Genomic DNA, 20022 nt, shown 5'->3' on the forward strand with positions numbered 1-20022 from the left:
ATTTCAAAATGACTCAAAGCCTTATTTAATGCTCTAGTAACTTGTCTTGATAAGTGAACAACCTCAGAACTATGTGTTAGACGAGTTCTATTATGTAGATCTAAATTATTGCAAATAGCTTGATTTTTCGTTTTTAACCTTCCAAATAGGTTTCAATATAGAATTCTACTGATATCTCTTTGAAATAGATCAAAGAAATATAACCAGTTAAAGTCCCACCTTGCTACAAAACTAGGACTTAGGCGAAGGACTATGTCCTAGTCCCTAAAAATGCTTCTCCTATTTAAATCTGGTTTTTCAAACTTAATCGTAATAAGTAATTCTTCAATTGCAGCTAAAACTACAATAATCAATAAGATTCCTACTAGAATACCATTTTCTATATACAATAATATCATAGGCATTAGATATAAAATGATACCAGAAATTTTATTCGCAAGTGTATGAATAAAAACAACTCTCTTATATTTTAATTTAGTTAATAACATATTTAACAAACGAATAGCGATTATTATAGCTACAAATTGGTAATTCATTTCCAAGATCGAAGAATACAGTTTGAAAAATACTAATACCAATATACAATAGAAAACAAAATCAGCAGTTGAATCTAATTTGGCACCTAAATCACTTTCACACCCCAGTTTCCTTGCAATATAGCCGTCAAGTACATCACTAATACCAATTACAATATAGATAATGATGAATCCAATACGTACTGACAAAAATGGAATCAATAAAACTGACAATATAATCCTTAATACAGAAAGTATATTTGGGACGAGCCTGTCAATAGCCTCAACCTCCTTTCGCAGATTATACAAAATTTTTTTTCATCGTCTTTCGCCGTCAAGATAGCCACGTCGGTTACTTAGATAAATCGATTATATTTATTATTCTACTTGCAATAACATTTGGCATGGACAGTAATTTTTAGGTCCCTACTTTTTACAAGTACTGTCTGATATATGCTGTAACCTCTTTGAGAGATTTTTTCCCTTCAGGGGTATGCTTAGGAAATATGGTGAAAACATGGAACATACCCTTCCATGATGTGACATACTCCCCCCCCACCTACGCTACGCTTAGAGGTGGGGGCTTCTTGCATTGTTAGATGATGGCTCATGCTCCGCGAAGCCAGAGCCGTAACGGATGACGGCATTCTAAGATAATTCATAAGTGAATCTTCTAATATTACAAAATCAAATATTACCTTTACATCCTCTTTAAACTATCTATCCAATAATTCTTGTATTAATATGAAGGCCTTATCCATTTCCAATCCTTTGATACCTACCATATTAATGTAAATCTGTTTCTTTTCTAACGCTTCTCTGAGTATCTTGATAAAAATACCCTCCCCAGCAATTTCCTGATTATTTTCTGAAGTGGTATTCACACCACAACTTGGAGAACGATTTATACCTACAATTCCCAATACTGTAAATCCATTTCTAATATACTCTTCTATTTGAAATACAATTTGTTCTACAAAATTATTGATTATTTTAATTGAATCCTCTTTTTTAAGTTCTTGTCGAATTCTTGTATTCTCTACGACTACTGGTCGTTCTCCACCATGAATATCCCTGCGGTCTAATCCCAAACACAGTATCTCCGGACATGGCATTTGGATTATACCTACATTAGATTGAAGCAACTGCTTCATAATAACTTCGTTTGTACCTGGATAATCGGCGGTTCCATCAGAAATTGAATTTTGATTCAAAATGCAGTGAGAAACTAATATAATTCTTTTACTCCTAGTATCAGAAAACATTAAAATTACCTCCAAATTCTATTCAAACTAAATTTAAACATATCAATAAGCATTTGTTAAACAATTTACTTCTAGCTTGTCGGAAATAATCCTCGATACGATGTCGCTGCCGCCGCCCATTACTACTAACGTTTCTAGGATTAGCGACATCCTATCAGTATTTTCATCGCTCAAGCCAAAATGTTGCTAACCCTATGTTATATGCTATCCCGTTTACTCTAAACTTTCTACTCCCACTAAATCATTGATTTTTATGACACATCGAAAAGATGATATGACCTAAACATTTATTTAACCCCTTTGCAATCTAAGAAAAACGCACCATACTAACCGCCGAAGATAATGCTCATAATCTTTGTTAACTGAAAGCAGGTGCAACGACTCCAGCTAAAATAATCAAAAGAGAAACAGCCGCAATCAATATGTTTTTTCCAGAAGCATTTTCATCTTTTATAATTTCAGCAAGGCCAACAGCGAAAGAAAATACGAATACAAATGGCCAAATAAACCAAGTCCAATAATAAAAAATTCCAATTCCTTGCATAAGTCCTATTAACATTTTGATTCCCCCCAACTTCATTAAATATAAATAATCTTCATTCCACATTATATTACCGATGCTACATAGTCTATAAAATATCTTCCTTCGCCTTTTATATCAAGTGTGCAACATGAATATTTTTTCTTCCTTTTCTCAACTACCTTAACATCATTATGTTATGGATGGCATATAACATCCTTGATGATTTAGTTTCTGCACCCTTCCCTGCAATGGTAATAGTTTACATAATTTATGATTCAAACTTCTGTTTCTTTCTTTCATAACCAAACGCAAGGATATGCTTCTTTTTTTGCGTATTTCACAGAACGCCCCGTGTTTGCGACGTCCGTCAGGATCAGATAGCTATTATCTTTGCCTGGTGGATGTGGGCAGGATGACCTCTTGATGATACTTCAGTCTGACGTTCCGTCTGCTATGCCCCTGTGCTAAGTGCTTTGTTAGATGATGTAGGCTGCCCCGTAACTTGAAAGCCGCTAGGATGTCTGTCAGCTAATAGGTAATCAATTCTAAGTTTAATAAGGATGTCGATATCTTCAAGGGTTGCTTTGCGAATATTCATTAACCTATCCCCCCAATAATGTATTATTGATTACATCACATTTTCTAACTTCATCCAGCCACTTTTCAGCCCTTTTTCTATGTCCCCTGAATCTTTTGAATTTTCACATTGCCCATTTGACAATTCTTCTTTCAACACAATCTAAAGTGTATTTAATAGCTGATGCATTATACTTCCCAAAGTAATTTATCCAGCCTCTTAAGATGAGAATGGTCGTGTTATAAGAAGTGGCGATATCTTTTTCCCTATAACTCGTCACATATATAAAAGATGTGAATTAATACAACAACACATAATGCCCTTAATCTGCTACTGACAATTAGCTACATTCAAAGGCTTAGGTTGTTTACCGTCTATGTCAGTATATCCATAATCTATTGCAACCTGTGCTGCAATCTGTTTTGTTCCACTTTTATCAATAACATTCTCATCTGTAGCCAATGCAGCTATTGCAAGTCCAATGAATTCTGCCGATTCTGAAGTAGTTACATAATATGCCCTTACTCCTGCACTAAACATTTTATCAAAACGGCTAAGAGGCGCTGTCCAAAATCCCTTTTTATTCCAAAATTCAGTTCCATCATTATAATATTCATATCCGCCCCAAACACTATTAACTAAAATATCAATTTTCCCTTGTTCGGCAATAATGTTATCAATGACCATTTTCGTTTGGACATCATCTGTATGGTCACATTTAATAGCATATCCAGTGCCACCTGCATTTTTGATTTCTAATTCTATTTTTTATAAAGTGCCCTCAAGATTTACTGCGCCATGAAACTCATTTTTAGTTCTTCCAGTAAAATAAACAACTGCTCCTACCTTGTCAAGTGATATGGCGATTCCTTCTCCAATACCTCTTGTAGCACCTGTTACCAATACAACATTACTATTATCAACTGCGAGAAGTTAGATATTTGTACAAGTCTCTCCTTGCTTAGAATAGAAACAAAAAACCTCAAGAACTATTATAATAATTCCCAAGGCTTCATGTTCTTTAGATCTCTTGCTCCATGTATAATAGCTAAAATTAATATAATTTCTCCATCCAGTTTATAAATAATACGATAGTTATTAAATATTATTTCCTTAATATTTGAACTGCTTGTCTCTGGAACTTCTCTCCCAATATTGGGAAAACTTGAAAGTTTTTCAACAGCATCAAAAATTCTTTCCACTACAACTAAACCATAATACTTAGAATCTCTCGATATATAATCTCTAATATCTTCTAAGTCTATAACTGCTGGTTCTGTCCATTCTATTCTCATTTTTTTATAACTCTCTTCCTTACATCTTCATGAGTCATAATTCTTCCTTCTTCTGCTGCCTCAATAGAAGTCGTTATTTTTTTCTTTACATAAAATTGATACATTATATCGTCCCAAGTAGCTTGTTCAGGTAAATTTTCTATTATTTTTCTAGCATCATCCTTCGCAAAATCCAAATCAAACACCCCATTTCGAATATAGTTTTCTTACTCAATTATACCATAAACTATCTTTATCAATTATTATTTTTCAATTTTTTACCTTTTAAATGTATATACCTCTCTTTTTTGGGTAACTCTTTCTTTACAACATTCCACACAATATCTAAATCTACTCCAAAGTAATCGTGAATTAATACATCTCTCAATCCAGCCATCTCTTTCCAAGGAATATCATGCTCTCTATGCCTTAACTCATATGCTATCTTTTTTGTTGCTTCCCCTATAACCTCTAGATTTCTAATAACGGCATCTTGAATAAGCTTTGATTTAAAAAATTCCACTTTTCCTGGTTCTACATAGGTTTCAATATTATGAATGCATTCTTGCAATCCTAAGTATTTGCTCACGATTTTCTTTTAATAATTTTTGTGTTTTCATTTTATATTCACCTTAATATCATTATATCACGATTAATATATTTTCTTAAATTAAACTCAAATTTCCTCTGTACTTTATAATTTCTGTCGTATAACAGTATAGTATTCGAGATATTTCGCAGATGTTCTTCCTGCAGAATATGTGAGGACGGTCCCTAGAGGAATACCCACCCTGAACGAACTCGAATATTGTGTTAAGTGCTGTGGCAACCAAAGCCTTGTTCTACTCAATCTTTTATTACACAATATGAGAAGAGAGCGAACTAACTTATATACAAATTATATCAGTTCCAACAGTTTTCTTTAATAAAGCCTAATTTTTTATACATGATGATATGAGGGCCAATAGACGGATAATCAAATACTTCACCGTGTGCTTTAAAACCTAATTTACTATAATATTCTTGCACAGTTGTTCTTCCTTTGCACCATAAAAAATTAACACCCTGTTCTTTTATTAAATTTTCAGCGTAGTTAACCACTGACCTTCCAGCTCCTAACTTTTGAAAATCTTCAAGAGTTGCCATTGCTCTTAACCGATATTGCTTTTTAATAGGAAAATCAGGATGCTTTTCCACACAAAAGGATGCAACACTTACCAGCTTTCTTTGGTAGAATACTCCAACATGAAATGCATTATCTTCATGGTCTGTAACATACTTACAGTCTTCAACTGTCTGGTGGGGACGTAGAACACTATGTCTAAGACTGTAAGTCATTTCTGCCTCAATTCTTCTAACTTCAAACATGTTTTCCCCTCATTTTTTATAATATGTGAAGCTTCCTAATTCACATTTTATTACTGATATTTAGTAACATCAGACAATTCAATAGATTGCAGCACCCTACTCCGATATTAGGGTGTCACTGTCAAGGTAGACACGCCAGTTGCCCGGCACACCAGATCCCGGCGTGCGGAACTACCGCACCGGGCTCCTCAGGTATACTCACTTCTGTTTGGTTAGACCTTACCTGACAGGGACTTTCACCCTGTAAGCAGATGCCAAGCTTTGCTTGGCGCACTAACGTTCCGCATGTTCCCGAAGTCTGGTTATTACATACATATTATACCATATTTTAGGAACACGCTGTTATATGCAGTGCCACAGCTTCTTGCTCAGAGTCCACCATGGATGGTGACCCCTTAAAGCCTCTGCTGGACTAACTACAAAGATCTTAATACCAAATTGCCTTATACTAATCCTTAACAAATTCTTTTCCATTCCACTTATAAACGTCTTCAGAATTCTTCCCCTTTATATTGTCGTAATACTCTATATTAAACGTGACATTGTCTATTTTCGTAAGCTTTGTAGAGTAATAGCCTGTCGCTTTGCTTATGAACAGTGAAGAATAATCCCTAATAGGCAATACCTCTATTTTTCCATCCTCTCTTAGAGTAAAAAGCTTATAGTCCCTACCATTATTTGATGTATACTGACCTATTGTAAAGTCCAAATCGCCATCATCATTATAATCATCAAATTGAAACTCAAATGAAGAATTAAAAATTAATCGCTCTTTGTATATTGTACTCAAATCAGTTTTAGCAATAGTATTACCAAATTCATCAGCTAATTCAATAATGAAATACCCCTCCAAAAGTGTTCCCTGGTATGCTCCTGGATTCCAATCCTCATAATATTTGCCTTTGGCCATTCTTAGTCTTAAATATTGATGCTTTCCATTAACAGGGAATAAATCATTATTCGATACTGTCATAGGTGATTGGACAAGAATATCTGAGTAGTTTTCTTTATTCTTATCAGGTTTGTTAGAAGAAACTGTTTTCTGGTAAGAGTAAGATGAAAGAAACAAAATTAACACAAGAGCTGAAACCGCTATACAAGTTATTTTTTTCAAAAAGATAACCCCTTCCTCTATTAATTGGTACTTCATACCAATATGAAGTCGCTACAAAGCCTTTCCTCAGCAAAATCCGCGCAGTGAGGTTTGCATTATTTCCTGCAGTCCGGATAATGTTTCCTTTGCGGGCTGCATATTGATATAAGAGAAATTTTGGGAATCGTGTGTTAGCCGAAGTTAAATTATTTTCTTAGTATATAATCAATGAATCCTTGTCTAATTCTTTCTCCCTCATATATTCTTTCTATAATTCTTCTTTCTTTAAGAACAAATTTCATATCACTAAAATACTTTTCTGCTTCATTATATTCAAAATATGAATGAATAACTGGGTCATCATCCATTTGCTCATACTGATTTTCACCTAAATGAGGTCCTTCTCCACATCTAAAATCATCAATAGAAAGAAAATTTACAAACATGAGACCATTGGGTTTGAGTACTCTCTTCATTTCTATAATTGATTTCTCAATTTCACTCTTCTTCATATGGAAAATTGAATTATACGAATAAACAAAACCAAATGTTTCATCAGTAAAATCTAGTTTTGTCATATCACCTAGCCTAATTCCCAAATTTTGATTATTACTATGCCCAAATTCATCAGCCTTCTCAACTTGATTTATATCCAAATCAATTCCAGTCGTTTCATATCCATGATTATAGAACATGCTCAATGGCGGTTTGCTGCCACCAGCTCCACAATCCAATATTTTTCTTGAGTTTTGATTATCTTCCTCATTACACAACTGGAGAAATCTATATAATGGTGTTTGATTAAATACAATTTCTTTCATCTTGATCCGCTCCTTTTGTTTAGATTTTGGCCAACGCCCTTAGGCTTAGCGACATCGGACTTTCCATAAATACTAGCTTTCCGATGTCTGCTAAGCCTATGTTATATGTCGTTTTAATCTCAGTTCCTGTGAGCTACCCTAATTCTTAGTTTTTTATTGGCACAAATCTTTTAAATGCTTCCCATAAACACTCTCGAGTAAAATCCGGCCATAAAACAGATGTGGTCCATAACTGAGTTTTTGATATCTGCCATATAAGAAAATTGCTTATCCGTATCTCTCCGCTTGTTCTAATGAGTATATCTGGATCAGTGAGGAATGTTCGTTATGCTTGATTTACTATAGTCCTCTTTATCCTTCTTCATATCTATTCCCCAAAACAAATAATAGAAAATACTGCCCGTACGCATTGACCCTAGTTAGACTGCTTTGAAAATAACATAGTCAAGGTAGACACGCCTGTTGCCTGGCGCACCGGGATCCTCGAGTATACCCGCTTCCGTAATCGGTTATATATTTTAAAAAATAGAGGCCATTATAAATATTTATTAAAAATTACGTATTAGTGCATCAATGAATAATAACCATTATTTACATAGATTTTAGTTGTTCTATTTGTTTTCTGTGGTCTTCAGCATTCTCTTCCGGGGATTTAGTCGGGTCATCTCTAGAGTAGCTTTGACATGGTAGATACTCACACCTACCACAATGTTCCATTTGTTTTTCGTTAATACAGCAATTGTATACATCACAAATATCTTCACCTGTGTATTGTAGCCAAAATACCTTACCTTTGATTTCCGGACAGCCTTTACAATCTTTAGGAAAAGACTTACACTCTGTACATACTACCCCACAACAACTTATTATTTTATCCATCCAATAATACTCTCCTTAAAAATTAATAAGTAATCATTATATTGCTTCTTTATCTATGCTATTTGTACTTTTAACTGGGGTGGCGAGTAGTATCGAGGTTCTAGTTTTATCTTTCTTATCATTTTCCCTTTGCTACAACAGGGGCATATTGTATGATCTACTCCTGTTAGTTTGAAGAGCAGTTCCTCCCAAGTCTCTTTCTTCTTTGTATCCTGTAGATTTTCTAGAACTACACCTAAAATATTTTTACATTCCTTTAACTTTGTTTTTTTATTCCTACTGCTTAAGATGCCATAGTGTCTAATCTTTATAAACCTATCAGGAAGAATGTAAAGAAAAAATCTTCGAATGAATTCTAATGCATCTAAGCTTATAATTTTATTCTTATTATTGTCTTTTAATTACATTCGACAATTTCCTTTATTTACCTTCAATTTTTACCCGCTATATTTCGATATATTATGACAGAAACATTGTTTAAACTTAAAAATGCAGTCTAAACAGGAGTTGTTGTTCCATTTGAAAACATAGCTCAAATCAGCCTCTCTCTTTGCAATTCATTTCCCTCATTTTTTTGCATCAAATAAAGTTCTGTAAAAATAGAATGTTTTTAAAAAAGTGTTGGGATAAAAAAAAATATTGGAATTTTAGAAAAAGGAACCCAAAAGAGAAAATCAGGATTTCACTCCCAACTTTCGCTCTTTTCGAACATGATATTACCACCGTTGCTTCCCTCGGTGGTAACCCAGATTTATAATCTAATCTGGAGATGTTTTTAATTAAACAGATTGATAAGATATGCAATAGATTCAGTATACCAACCCCTTTCCCTCTTTTACATCAAGAAATCTTTCTGATTTTGTTTATCTACATCACTATATAAATACATAAATATCATGCTTATAAAGATTAAAGCTGACCCAGAAAAAAGCATTAATCTTAAAATTGATGTGTATTTAAGAAGTATGCCAAATAATCCATAGGATATAGGCAGAGATATATTGCCAACCATTGAGGATATACTAAAAACACGTCCAGCCATATCACTGGAAGTATTTAGTTGAAGAATTGACTGCCAATACACAGAAGCATTTGCAATAGCTGCACCAATGAGGAGTAACAGGAGCATATAAGGTATAACAAAGGTACTTGTTATAGACCTGGTTATTGCAATAGATAAATAGAAAACACCCATAGCAGCAATAAAAACAAATAAATTCTTGTCCTTAAAATCGCTTTTGCCACGTAAATGAATAGAAAGAGCACCCAACAACATCCCAAATCCCATCATCATTTCCAGATTACCTAAAGTTTGGATACTGTCTCCCGACAACTCTTTTGCCAGAAATGGCAGAGATACTATAAGAGCTCCTACAAAAAGATGCGCTATTCCTATGACTCCTATAGTAATTACAAGCTTCCTCCTACTTAGTAAATACTTAATTCCTGTTGCTATCTCATGCCGTAGTGTGTTGGTGCCAGGAGATGAATCAACCTGTGGAGGAATGGTTATAAATCCTTCAAAAAATGCTGATATAAGGTAGGAGAGCCCATTAATAAGAAATACTAAGGTAAAACCAAAGAGGCCTACAAAGGCAGCTCCAAGTACAGGGCCGATAATAATACTGGCAGCATCCACCATTTCACTTAGAGCATTGGCTCGAGGTAATTGTTCCTGCTCAACAATTTGAGGGATTACTGCCTTTATAGTAGGATCAAAAAAGGCAGAAGCTAGAGATATCAGGATAGCTGCAGTAAAAATATGCCATAGTGCTAGGATATCAATGACAGAAAGAAAAGTAATCACAATTACACAAATTCCTCTGAGAATATCACTGGCAATAATAAGCATTTTACGATTCCATCTATCTATAAATACGCCTGCAAAAACACCGAAAGCCAACCCTGGTAATACAGATGCAGCCATAAAGAAGCCCATAATTATGGGAGAATTCGTTTCTTGCAAAATCCACCATGCAAGAGCAATCCCGTAGAATTTATCACCAATTTGAGATACCATTTGTCCTGTCCATAGCAAAAAGAAATTTTTATTTAAAAATAGTTTATGAAGCATTTTATTTTCACCCTTTCCATTTTTTAAGTACATTGATAGAATAAACTATAAAGTTATAGTCAGGTCAAGTGACTTTATAAATAGAAGGTGAAAGTTTTTATAGAGAAAACTAAAAGCCCTTTAAAATAAAAAGATTATGTATTTTAAAGGGCCTTCATTTTTAACTATTATCTTGCTGTTAGATATTTCTGATGATTATCTTGATTCTTTCCTTAAAACTGGTTGTTCAAAATTTTCCTTATAGTCTCCGTTGTATCGTTCATCTAAGAACCGTTGGACTTTTTCCGGATCAGCCTTCGCCTTATCAAGCGGCAAATCGAAAAGCACGTTAACACCGTGAAAATCAGGATTTGGACTAATTTCACCGCTCTGGAAATTGAAATCAAAGGCACTTGTATCATAAAAAGCACCGGAACTTATCTTTACTATGCCTGAAGGAATTTTCAAAGTTGATGCTATGTCTTCAACTGTCATCTCAATGGTTGAAGTCAAAGAAATTCGTCCAGGGGTAGCTATAGTTATACTTAATAAAAAAAATGATGCTATTCTTAATGATTACTATCCTATTGTCTTTTTTCATTATCTTTAATGGGTATACTGATAAAAGTGAAAAATCTGCAAATAGTATACTTGTTGGGCAAGTATACTACTAACTTTTCTGTTTGAAATTTAATTATTCTGTAAAAACTTTATTATTTTTAACCATGCCGACTTAGTATCTTCAAAATCTTTATAATGCTCTTCTACATGTGTATGATAGAATTCAAGTTCATCCAATATATTTTCAAATTCGTTATTTCCAAAATAATTACAAATCTTTGGAATTACATTTGATAAGTTTTCTTTCATTCTCATTATTTCTGTTTCGTAATCATCTCTTTGAGTGATATAAAGCAAGAGTGGCTTGTACCTAATCCAACCGATGGTAGCTCTTAAAAATCTTTTAGTAATTGCACTCGAATCAGCCGTCATAGCTTTTAACTTGTTAGGAAGCACGCCTAAAAGTAAATGCTCATAAGTAGCAAAGCCATCATGGAAGGTATAGCAAGGAATTTTCCTTATATTACATTCACCAATACAGGTGCTTAAGAAAGTGTCTTCGCCTCTTGCTCCTGGTGGATTATAAAATGGAAATAATTTATCGAGATTCTTAAGGTTAAAGCCCAGATTAGCACCCGAAATAAATTTCATTCCATTTATTTCTTTAACAACTTCAGTAATTTTACTATTAATTATATCAAGATTTGCAAATGTAACTCCACCATCATTCATTTTTTCTTTAATTGAATCCCAGTTAATAATATCATTGCTTATAGATTCTATAAAAATTCTAAACTCATCTTCAGAAAGCTTATCATTGAAATTCAAATGTGGTATTGGAGATATATAACCACAATGGTGCCCATGTGTCATATCAGCATGTTGAATATTGTTAATGTGTGTTGATAAAACCTCTTGACCTTTCCAAACAATGGTATCATTAATTTTTATAGTTGCTATGGGGTATTCGTCATCATCAAGGAAAATAAGATAGTCCATCTTATTTTTTAATGCAAAATACAAAACTGCATTTCTTTTCATTGCATAGCCTTCACCAAATATCAATTTCGCCTCTTTTAGATTAATAACTTTCTTTTCAACTAGATATTGTGCCTCGTTTGTTATTAAAGAATTTCCTAAGTAATAAGCCGAATCCACCCTATCCAATATTTCTTCGTCCGTAATTTTATAATCGCTCACTTTCGTACTTTTATACTTCAAATCATAAGCAACAAATAGATGGAGTGCATTTTTTTCGTTATCGACAAGTCCAGATTCATTCCAGTTATCAACATATGATTTTGTCACATTTTTGAAGTTCTTACGTCCTGTAACAAAGCCAACACCAACGTTTATCTTCTTTTTTTTAATTTTCATATAACTTCGTCCACATCCCACCTTATTAAATTAGGATTAGTATCCATAATTGAATCATATTGCTCCCTAATTCCATATATAGCATCAGGGTCCAAAAGTCCATACCTTTTATACTTTTCTACTCTATCTTCTTGCGTTGCCCACCCAAAATGCTTCACTCTAAATTCAGATGTAGCCCTTGGAAAAGAGAAAGTATTGATAGGAAATCTCCCACAATGCTGAGGTGTTTCATGCCATATATAATTGAAATCAGGCTGATACCTCATTAAAAAAGGTCTATAAATACTGTGAGCATTCCAATATTCGTCCTCGCGATAGTGCGTTTCACTCCACATATCATATAGCTTAAAGCAATAAAAGTCATAATTCTGATTATTAATAAGTTTTTGCGCTTTATCCCAAAAACTATCTTCTAATATTTCATCTGCATCAAGGTTTAGGATCCAATCGGGATTTGTTTTTATAGTTTCACTCCATTGCTTTTTCCTAAGCCCGACCTCGCTGGCAAACATAGATTGCTCATTTTGTATAACATGTAAAGGAATATCTTTCAATATTTCTCTACACATATTTACTGTGTTGTCACAACTTCCGTCATCAATAATAACAGCTTCATCAATATGCATCTTTAAACTATTTAACATCTGATTTAGATAACGGCCTTCCTCATTTTTCACTATCATAGAAAGAGTAATTTTATTTCCCTGTTTTTTATATTGACGTACAAAAGCAAGGTCTGCTTCATAGTCTTTTACATAATTCTGCACACCAGCTAAGTCTTTCTCTCTATAAATATGATATGCGGGATAATGAGTATCAACGAAAAGGTCAATACCCAGCACAGCCGCTCGTATGCAGAAAAACCTGTCTTCACCATGTATGGTTAAGTTTTTAATGGGATCAAAGCTAACACCTTCTACCAATGCAGCTCTACTAATCAATGTACAGGCTCCTAATCCCCCCACTTCATATAAGCCAGGGATTCTAAGTTGATTCAAAAACTTAATTTGTCGTATATCCATCTCTTTTTGGCTCAGTTTTTCACCTAATTTTTTAGGAACTAAATCATATTCGTCAAACAGCCAAACATTTGGTTCGAAAGGTCTATCGTTATGCCACTGACTCCAAAATATTTCAGAGATAATATCCTTATTTGCAGTCTTTAGATGCTCAATCAAATTAGGTTGCAAAACCAAATCAGAATCCACAAAAAACAGATAATCATAATTATTTTCTATTGCGTAATTAATGATAGAATTTTTGTAATTTGCTACCTTTAACATTAATCCATCGTCCCAGTGATGGGATTCATCATTGCACAGATACACTCCCTGCTCTTCACCACAAAGGATCATAACCTTTGATTCATCTCTTTCAAACTCAGTTAACAGTTGACTTGAATTTTCATCAATATTGTCATCTACAAACATATAATCGATAGAAATAGTATGCCTATTGAGTTTTTTTAAGGATTTTAAAAACACCTTCAATATTTCTGGTTTTTGATATACCGGACTGCCAACCAATACTCTTTTTTTATTCAATTATGTTAACTCCTTCTTAAACCTATTTTTAATATGCAATTATAGTGCAAAATTCTCATACATGTTATCCCTCAAAAAACACCAAACAGCTTTAATATCACCCCTTTTTTTGTTTATTGATTTTTCAAAACAGACGTAATTTATAGATATATTCATATTATCCAATTTATTTAAAAAACACTTTAATAAAAAGTGCCTTTTAATAGTTCCATTAATCGGTATCTTGTTAGCACTCTTCATCGACGAGTGCTAACACACTTACTATATCACTAACTCTAACATACTGTCAAATTATGAGGCGTTGATCCTATCTGGGCTGAGAGTGAATTCGTTTCAGCAAGCTGAAACATCGAGGAATCAGATGGAGAGTCTACTCCACCTGATTTTAAAACCCCACCTACGCTAACGCTTAGAGGTGGGGTCTTAACCTTAAAAGAAAAAAATTCAGATAAATTTAAAAGCCCTTTAAAATACAGGTATTACGTATTTTAAAGGGCTTTTAAATTTAATTATCATTTTGCTGCTGGGATATTTTTTTAGAATACTCTCGTATAAGATGAACTTCATCAGGGGAAATACCAAGGAACTCTAAAAATGTCTGATGTTCTTCTGGATAAAGTCTTTCAAATTCCCCATGCAGCTTATCCATTTCCTCCTCCTTAAGGCCGATCGTTTTTAGAATATCAACAAAATTATCTTTAGAAATAACTGCTGCTTGTAAAGGTAACTCGTTATTTTTTAACATTTTTATAATAACATGCTGTTGAAATTTTAGCTTGTTTATTTCACTATTTAAGCTTTCTAGCCGTTTTTCCAGAATATCAGATAAGTTGCTTTTAGGTGAATCTAGAAGAGTTTTAATATCCTCTAAGGATACCCCTGTTTCGCGATAAAGAAAAATTTGTTCTAACCTTGTTGTATCCTCTTCCGAATATAGTCGATAATTTCCCTCTGTTCGCCTACTGGACTTTAATAGTCCAATAGAATCATAATATAGAAGTGCACTTCTTGAAATACCAAATCTCTTGCAAATTTGACCAATGGTATACATAGTAATTACTCCCCTTCTCCAAAGAAGATGCTTTGAAAATTTAAACATACTGGATTTCCAGTGACAAAAACAAAGCAAATGCCTCTGAAAGTAAGTTCTAAATATGCTTTGTTTTTTTCGTCATCCTACATGAATGACTTTCTCTGCTTGCCTTATCATTTTCTCTTTCCAATCATCTACTGTATTAATCCTTTTTCCCGCCTCTATCATATCCTCTAATCTAGCATAGCCAAAGGAATACCATCTATTAAGTTGAAAATCTATGATTTTCGTTTTATGCAAATGGTGATATCCTACTGGAAAATTAAACTTAATCATTATCCTTCCTCCTTACCAAACTAATCGTACTACTTTCTTCTTAAACCATCCTTCATGAACTCAATTAAAAAATTTATTTGTTCTTCATAGTCCTCTACATTAGTAGCACCAGTTAATTCCACTAAGTTGGTAAATAAATATCCCATTAACCTTTCTACAAATTCCTTTGGCAAATCATCCCTTATTTCTCCCTTGATATAGCCACTATTTATAAGGGATTTTATGAAGTCATCGTCTTTAAAGTTGTTTAGTGATTTTCACCAATACTAATTAGAAGCAGTATATGAATAAATGATTTTTTTTGAAATCAAGAGTATCTCCTCGGATAAACACTTGCCTTGCCACCGCAAAGCAGTTTAATTCAACGTTCTGGGGCTTAACGGTGTCGGATTTTCCCTTAATAATAGCATCCCGATGTCTGCTAAGCCTTTGTTATATGCTGTCCCGTTGGCTCTAAGTTTTTTACTTCCGCTAATTAATTACTTTTTATGGTGCATAGAAAAGATGATGTGTCGTACCTCTAATTCAATAGAAATAGACTTGGTTATCTATACCGTCTAAAATCTTATGGACATCTTTTGCTTTAATAATAATGGTCTTCTCTGTTGTGCCCGGTGAAAAAATAACGTAATATTATGATCCATCTCGTTTGAGAATAATTGTCTACCTTTCCTAGGACTAACTGTACCAACTAAGATTAACAAACATCATGTCATCTAATTCATTTGTCTCCACAACACTGTAAACTGTAATCACGATTTTAGTTTTTAATAAGAATAAGATTTTTATAAGCACTGCTCCTTCTGCTTTGCATATACGTTAATATATAAAATAGTTGAAATCACAAATATGATTAGTTCTGATAAAGGAACCGTCAACCATATACCATCTGTAGAAAATAAAAGAGGTAACAGAGCTAGGCCTAAAATTATTAAAACAAATCCTCTTGAAAAAGAAAGACTCGTTGCATAAATGGGCTTTTCAATCGCTTGAAAAAACGAAATAAACATCGTATTTACACCCATAATTAAAAAGGCAGTAAAATAAATTAAAATGCCTCTTACTGTTAACTCCATCAATGCTATCTCTTTAGTAAACCAAGAAACAATCCATTGAGGAAAGAGTATGCCTGTTACCCAAAATACAATCCCCAATCCAGTAACAGTATATAACCCGAGTTTGATGGTTTTCAGTACTCTTTCTATTTTCCCTGCCCCATAACTGAAACTTATAATAGGCTGAACCGCCTGAGAAGTTCCTATAAAAATAGCCATGCAGATTAAAGATATATTGGCAATGATCCCGTATGCAGCCACTCCTGCCACACCTTCCACTTTAAGCAAAACACGATTGAAGCAAAAAATTACAAGTCCTGATGATAATTCTATTATACTGCTGGAGAATCCGTTTTTAGTAATCCTTTTAATGATATCGATCCTCATAGGTGTCTTCTCAAAAACAAGATTGCAATAGGGATTGGCAAAGTGAAAGCAAAATATGCCAGTCATAAGTAATGTAGATAATCCCGTCGCAAGAGCAGCTCCCTTCATTCCCCAACCAAACTTGAAGATAAATAGGGCATCAAGAAATATATTTAACATATTTCCTACCATCATCCCTGTCATTGCTAATTTAGGAGCCTTATCATTTCTTAAAAAAGCCACTAGTGTATTATTTACTACGTAAAATAGACCAAATGGCATAACCGCACCCAAGTATCCTGTAATCAACTCAATATTTTCATAGGATGCTCCTAATAAATAAGCTATTTCCTCTACTAAAAATAAGCCTACTAGTGAATAAAAAGCTCCTATCATAATTGCTAGAATCATAGAATAAGTAAAAATACTTCGAGCCCTTTCTACTTTTTTTCCCCCTAAATCAATGGAAAAAGCAATCGCCCCACCAATGCCTAATAGCAAACCTGATGCAATGAAAATATTAAATATAGGTAAAGCAATATTTAATGCTGCTAACCCCTTACTTCCTATCCCCCTTCCAATAAATATCGTGTCAAATAAAATGCAGAGAGATAGAGTTAAACTTGAGGATATGCTGGGTATAAAGTATCTTATAAATAATATATGTAGTTTTCCTTCTAATAAATTATGCTGTTCCGACACCATGCCTTTTTCTCCCTTTAAAATATATATCTAATATTTTAAAGGTTATAGCAACTATAATGTCAAGTTTATTTAACAGGAATCTGAATTTCTATAATAAATTCATCTTCAAATTCCGAATAAGAACTGTCAGTTATTGTTAAAAGAAGTCCATCACCTATAATTTTATACCCCTTTTCCTTTATCCATTTAATCAGTTTCTCGTAGTCTTTAACACCTCTTTCAACATTTCCTTTAAATGTAATTGTAGCATACTCTCCTTTGGGCAAAACCTTTGCATCCGATTGCAGCACCTCTTCTTCAAACAGTATCCCAACGTTTTCCCAATAATAGTATTCTCCTTTAAGAACTTGTTCTCTAGAAAGAATACCTGCAATCATACACTGAAAGTGATAGGCTTCTTCACCGACTAAACTGCTTAATTCCTTTAGTCCATACTCAAAATCTACTAAATTTCCCTTTTTACCAAAATCTAAATATGCAATCTGTCTGAATGGTATGTATTTAACCTTGCATTGATGAAAATCTTCTTTTCTTCTATAAGTCTCTATTCTATTTATTTTATTTTGTATATCTTTACATTTTCTTCTCAGTACCTTTATCTCTTTTTGTAGTAAACTTTCTTTTGTCTTTAAAAGTTCCAACATACCTTCAACATCTCTACTGGCAAAATATTCTTTTATTTTTTTTAGTGGTACCCCTATTTTTTTTAATAAAATTATAGAATCTAGGTGGGCGAATTGCTCAATGGTATAATATCGATATCCATTTTCCTTGTCTATATATTTAGGTTGAAGCAAACCAATCTTATCATAATATCGTAATGTTTGTGTAGAGACATTGTGTAATCGAGCCATTTCTCCAACTAAAATTTTCATTTTGCACCCTTACCCTTATAAAATATTTTAAGCCTCAGAGTAACATTACCTAAAACACTTTCAAATTGCTACATCCGTACTTGTACGCCTTGTTGCTATGTGGTAATTTTAATATGATACGACTTATCTTTACTATCTTCTTTTTCCCTATTACCACCACTTTTTAACAGGGATAGCATAGTTACGGTAGACACGCTGGTTACCCGGCGTGCGGAACTACCGCACCGAACTCTTCAGAAATATTCAGTTCCGTAATCCGTCAATTTAATATTGAAGCTTTAACTGGTGATTGCCACTCTCAATAATCTTCGGTTTTAATATCCCATACCATTTCATCAATCTAGTGAATTTCCTCCAGTTGAAACTTTTCCTCTGGCTTCGTCTGTTCAACCATTTGTATAATATCACCATGGCTTTTATCTACATTTAACCAGTAAGGATATTTTAAATATTATCAGTCCTTTAGATACACTAGGTGAGTAATATGGCTGATATTCAGAATATCTTTGATGAGTACAGAATCTATTAATGTAGAGGCGACCTGTGGTCGCCTGAATCTAGATAAGACCTGGCGACCACAGGTCACCCCTACAACATCAAACAATGATTTCTATTGCGGATTTTCTATCTTATGTGACTATCTTTATCATCTGCATCTTGCATACTACCACTACTTTTCAGTAGGGATGGCATATAACGTCTTTGCCTTTTCTGACACTCACGATGGTTGTCAAGCTAGCTGTCGCATTTGATTTTTTAATTATGTGATTTTTATGTTCCCACCTTCTCATTTACATGGAGTCCCTCCATGTAAATGGTTGGTTATATCAAACCTCTAATGGTCATGCCTATTATTTTTCCCGAGTTACTAAGTTCTTAACTTCTGCTTTTGTCCTATTTCTAGATACACGATTTACGAGGCTGAATATGCTTCAGGGATTATGGTCTCCCCTGTGGTCTATATGGTTCCCTGTGTACGCTTCACCTAACTGTTACCAGTTTTGGTGCAACACTCGGTATGGGTGGTTGGTTAGACCTTATCCAACAGGGACTTACACCCTATGAGAAATGCCAAGCTTTGCTTAGCGCACTAACGTTCCCCGTATTCCCGACGTTTCAATGTAGAGAATACATTGTTAGCCAACATCCCATAAGTCAGGAAATTTTCACCTCTACTTTCCTATATTTTACCACGTTTTAGAAATTAATTGTAAATAAATTGTGAAATTATGGTATAATATGGTGGCTGGAAAGTAGTTTGAAACATGATATTACCATCGTTGCTTCTCTCTGTGGTAACCAGATTTATAGATTATTTAAATCAATATGACAATATCCTCCTGGGTTCTTTTCTAGATATTTTTGATGATATTCTTCTGCAGGATAAAAATATTGTAAAGGCTCAATTTCTGTTACGATAGGTCTCTCATATCGTTTTTGCTGCTGATTGTAGGTTTTCAGAATGACTTTCAAATCTCCTCCATCTATATAGTAGATTCCCGTCCGATACTGGCTGCCTATATCTGGTCCCTGTCGATTTTCTGTGGTGGGGTCAATTACCTTCCAGAATCGATTCAACAGGTTTTCTAAATCAATGATCTTCTCATCAAACCTCACATAGCACGCCTCTGTATGTCCTGTGGTTGCAGAGCATATCTCTTCATAGGTTGGGTTTTCTGTATGACCGTTTGCATAGCCTACCTTTGTTTCTTTTACCCCTGGTATCCGAGAAAGATAAGCTTCTATTCCCCAAAAACAACCTCCTGCTAATACTATTTCTTTCATTGGGATCTCCTTTCTCC

At 33.9% G+C, this 20022-nt stretch carries 24 protein-coding genes and 2 pseudogenes; all 26 read right to left on the reverse strand.

Going from position 1 to position 20022, the window contains the following annotated elements; translation table 11 throughout:
* Positions 1-257: 257 nt before the first annotated feature.
* The 26 genes and pseudogenes from CHB72_RS04380 to msrA all read right to left on the reverse strand — a co-directional run bounded on the left by CHB72_RS04380 (position 258) and on the right by msrA (position 20005).
* Positions 258-824 (reverse strand): CDP-alcohol phosphatidyltransferase family protein, encoded by a 567-nt coding sequence (locus tag CHB72_RS04380; RefSeq protein WP_176431192.1) that lies wholly within the window; start codon positions 822-824, stop codon positions 258-260.
* 407 nt (positions 825-1231) lie between these two features.
* Complete coding sequence (locus tag CHB72_RS04385) at positions 1232-1780, reverse strand: CD3072 family TudS-related putative desulfidase (RefSeq protein ID WP_089281646.1); 549 nt, start codon at positions 1778-1780, stop codon at positions 1232-1234.
* A 358-nt stretch (positions 1781-2138) separates the two neighbouring features.
* Entirely contained in the window at positions 2139-2339 is a 201-nt protein-coding gene (locus CHB72_RS04390; protein ID WP_089281647.1) for a hypothetical protein, read from the reverse strand.
* 415 nt (positions 2340-2754) lie between these two features.
* Positions 2755-2901 (reverse strand): hypothetical protein, encoded by a 147-nt coding sequence (locus CHB72_RS26275; protein WP_176431193.1) that lies wholly within the window; start codon positions 2899-2901, stop codon positions 2755-2757.
* Positions 2902-3004: 103 nt separating this feature from the next.
* Positions 3005-3160 carry a group II intron maturase-specific domain-containing protein gene (locus CHB72_RS28075; RefSeq protein WP_242975029.1) on the reverse strand — a complete coding sequence of 52 codons (156 nt, stop codon included), beginning with the start codon at positions 3158-3160 and terminating at the stop codon, positions 3005-3007.
* A 50-nt stretch (positions 3161-3210) separates the two neighbouring features.
* Positions 3211-3567, reverse strand: coding sequence for a Rossmann-fold NAD(P)-binding domain-containing protein (locus tag CHB72_RS26980; RefSeq protein WP_089281648.1), 357 nt, complete (start codon positions 3565-3567; stop codon positions 3211-3213).
* 81 nt (positions 3568-3648) lie between these two features.
* Positions 3649-3783: a short-chain dehydrogenase gene (locus CHB72_RS28205; RefSeq protein WP_141131318.1), complete on the reverse strand. Its 135-nt coding sequence runs from the start codon at positions 3781-3783 to the stop codon at positions 3649-3651.
* 89 nt (positions 3784-3872) lie between these two features.
* The gene (locus CHB72_RS04405; protein ID WP_089281649.1) at positions 3873-4175 is read right to left on the reverse strand and encodes a type II toxin-antitoxin system RelE/ParE family toxin; all 303 of its coding nucleotides are present in this window, start codon (positions 4173-4175) and stop codon (positions 3873-3875) included.
* Positions 4172-4351 (reverse strand): hypothetical protein, encoded by a 180-nt coding sequence (locus CHB72_RS04410; protein ID WP_089281650.1) that lies wholly within the window; start codon positions 4349-4351, stop codon positions 4172-4174. Before CHB72_RS04410 ends, CHB72_RS04405 begins: the two co-directional genes overlap by 4 nt.
* Before the next feature lie 59 nt (positions 4352-4410).
* A complete protein-coding gene (locus tag CHB72_RS04415) occupies positions 4411-4743 on the reverse strand; it encodes a HepT-like ribonuclease domain-containing protein (protein WP_242975030.1) in 333 nt (110 codons plus the stop codon).
* A gap of 314 nt (positions 4744-5057) precedes the next feature.
* On the reverse strand, positions 5058-5522 hold the full coding sequence (locus CHB72_RS04420) for a GNAT family N-acetyltransferase (RefSeq protein WP_089281652.1): 465 nt from the start codon (positions 5520-5522) through the stop codon (positions 5058-5060).
* A gap of 448 nt (positions 5523-5970) precedes the next feature.
* Positions 5971-6636: a hypothetical protein gene (locus tag CHB72_RS04425; protein WP_089281653.1), complete on the reverse strand. Its 666-nt coding sequence runs from the start codon at positions 6634-6636 to the stop codon at positions 5971-5973.
* A 185-nt stretch (positions 6637-6821) separates the two neighbouring features.
* Positions 6822-7436 (reverse strand): class I SAM-dependent methyltransferase, encoded by a 615-nt coding sequence (locus CHB72_RS04430; protein WP_089281654.1) that lies wholly within the window; start codon positions 7434-7436, stop codon positions 6822-6824.
* 145 nt (positions 7437-7581) lie between these two features.
* Positions 7582-7740: pseudogene (locus tag CHB72_RS28080) on the reverse strand (undecaprenyl diphosphate synthase family protein); the annotation flags it as partial.
* A 287-nt stretch (positions 7741-8027) separates the two neighbouring features.
* A complete protein-coding gene (locus tag CHB72_RS04440; protein WP_089281655.1) occupies positions 8028-8315 on the reverse strand; it encodes a DUF3795 domain-containing protein in 288 nt (95 codons plus the stop codon).
* Between the two features lie 53 nt (positions 8316-8368).
* Positions 8369-8695 (reverse strand): annotated as a pseudogene (locus CHB72_RS28210) (transposase); the annotation flags it as partial.
* 455 nt (positions 8696-9150) lie between these two features.
* Positions 9151-10389 carry an MFS transporter gene (locus CHB72_RS04450; protein ID WP_089281656.1) on the reverse strand — a complete coding sequence of 413 codons (1239 nt, stop codon included), beginning with the start codon at positions 10387-10389 and terminating at the stop codon, positions 9151-9153.
* Between the two features lie 195 nt (positions 10390-10584).
* Positions 10585-10881: a hypothetical protein gene (locus tag CHB72_RS04455; RefSeq protein WP_089281657.1), complete on the reverse strand. Its 297-nt coding sequence runs from the start codon at positions 10879-10881 to the stop codon at positions 10585-10587.
* Between the two features lie 177 nt (positions 10882-11058).
* Positions 11059-12306, reverse strand: a complete 1248-nt coding sequence (locus tag CHB72_RS04460; protein ID WP_089281658.1) for a hypothetical protein — start codon at positions 12304-12306, stop codon at positions 11059-11061.
* Entirely contained in the window at positions 12303-13850 is a 1548-nt protein-coding gene (locus tag CHB72_RS04465; protein WP_089281659.1) for a glycosyltransferase, read from the reverse strand. The genes CHB72_RS04460 and CHB72_RS04465 overlap by 4 nt, the downstream gene beginning before the upstream one ends.
* Before the next feature lie 505 nt (positions 13851-14355).
* Positions 14356-14901 (reverse strand): MerR family transcriptional regulator, encoded by a 546-nt coding sequence (locus CHB72_RS04470; protein ID WP_089281660.1) that lies wholly within the window; start codon positions 14899-14901, stop codon positions 14356-14358.
* A 120-nt stretch (positions 14902-15021) separates the two neighbouring features.
* On the reverse strand, positions 15022-15219 hold the full coding sequence (locus CHB72_RS04475) for a hypothetical protein (protein ID WP_089281661.1): 198 nt from the start codon (positions 15217-15219) through the stop codon (positions 15022-15024).
* Positions 15220-15248: 29 nt separating this feature from the next.
* On the reverse strand, positions 15249-15392 hold the full coding sequence (locus CHB72_RS26285) for a hypothetical protein (protein WP_176431195.1): 144 nt from the start codon (positions 15390-15392) through the stop codon (positions 15249-15251).
* A 612-nt stretch (positions 15393-16004) separates the two neighbouring features.
* The gene (locus CHB72_RS04480; RefSeq protein ID WP_089281662.1) at positions 16005-17345 is read right to left on the reverse strand and encodes an MATE family efflux transporter; all 1341 of its coding nucleotides are present in this window, start codon (positions 17343-17345) and stop codon (positions 16005-16007) included.
* A gap of 65 nt (positions 17346-17410) precedes the next feature.
* Positions 17411-18220 (reverse strand): MerR family transcriptional regulator, encoded by an 810-nt coding sequence (locus CHB72_RS04485; protein WP_089281663.1) that lies wholly within the window; start codon positions 18218-18220, stop codon positions 17411-17413.
* Between the two features lie 1305 nt (positions 18221-19525).
* Entirely contained in the window at positions 19526-20005 is a 480-nt protein-coding gene (msrA, locus tag CHB72_RS04490; RefSeq protein ID WP_089281664.1) for a peptide-methionine (S)-S-oxide reductase MsrA, read from the reverse strand.
* Between the last annotated feature and the right edge of the window lie 17 nt (positions 20006-20022).

This window comes from Anaerovirgula multivorans (assembly GCF_900188145.1).
Taxonomy (GTDB): Bacteria; Bacillota; Clostridia; order Peptostreptococcales; family Natronincolaceae; genus Anaerovirgula; species Anaerovirgula multivorans.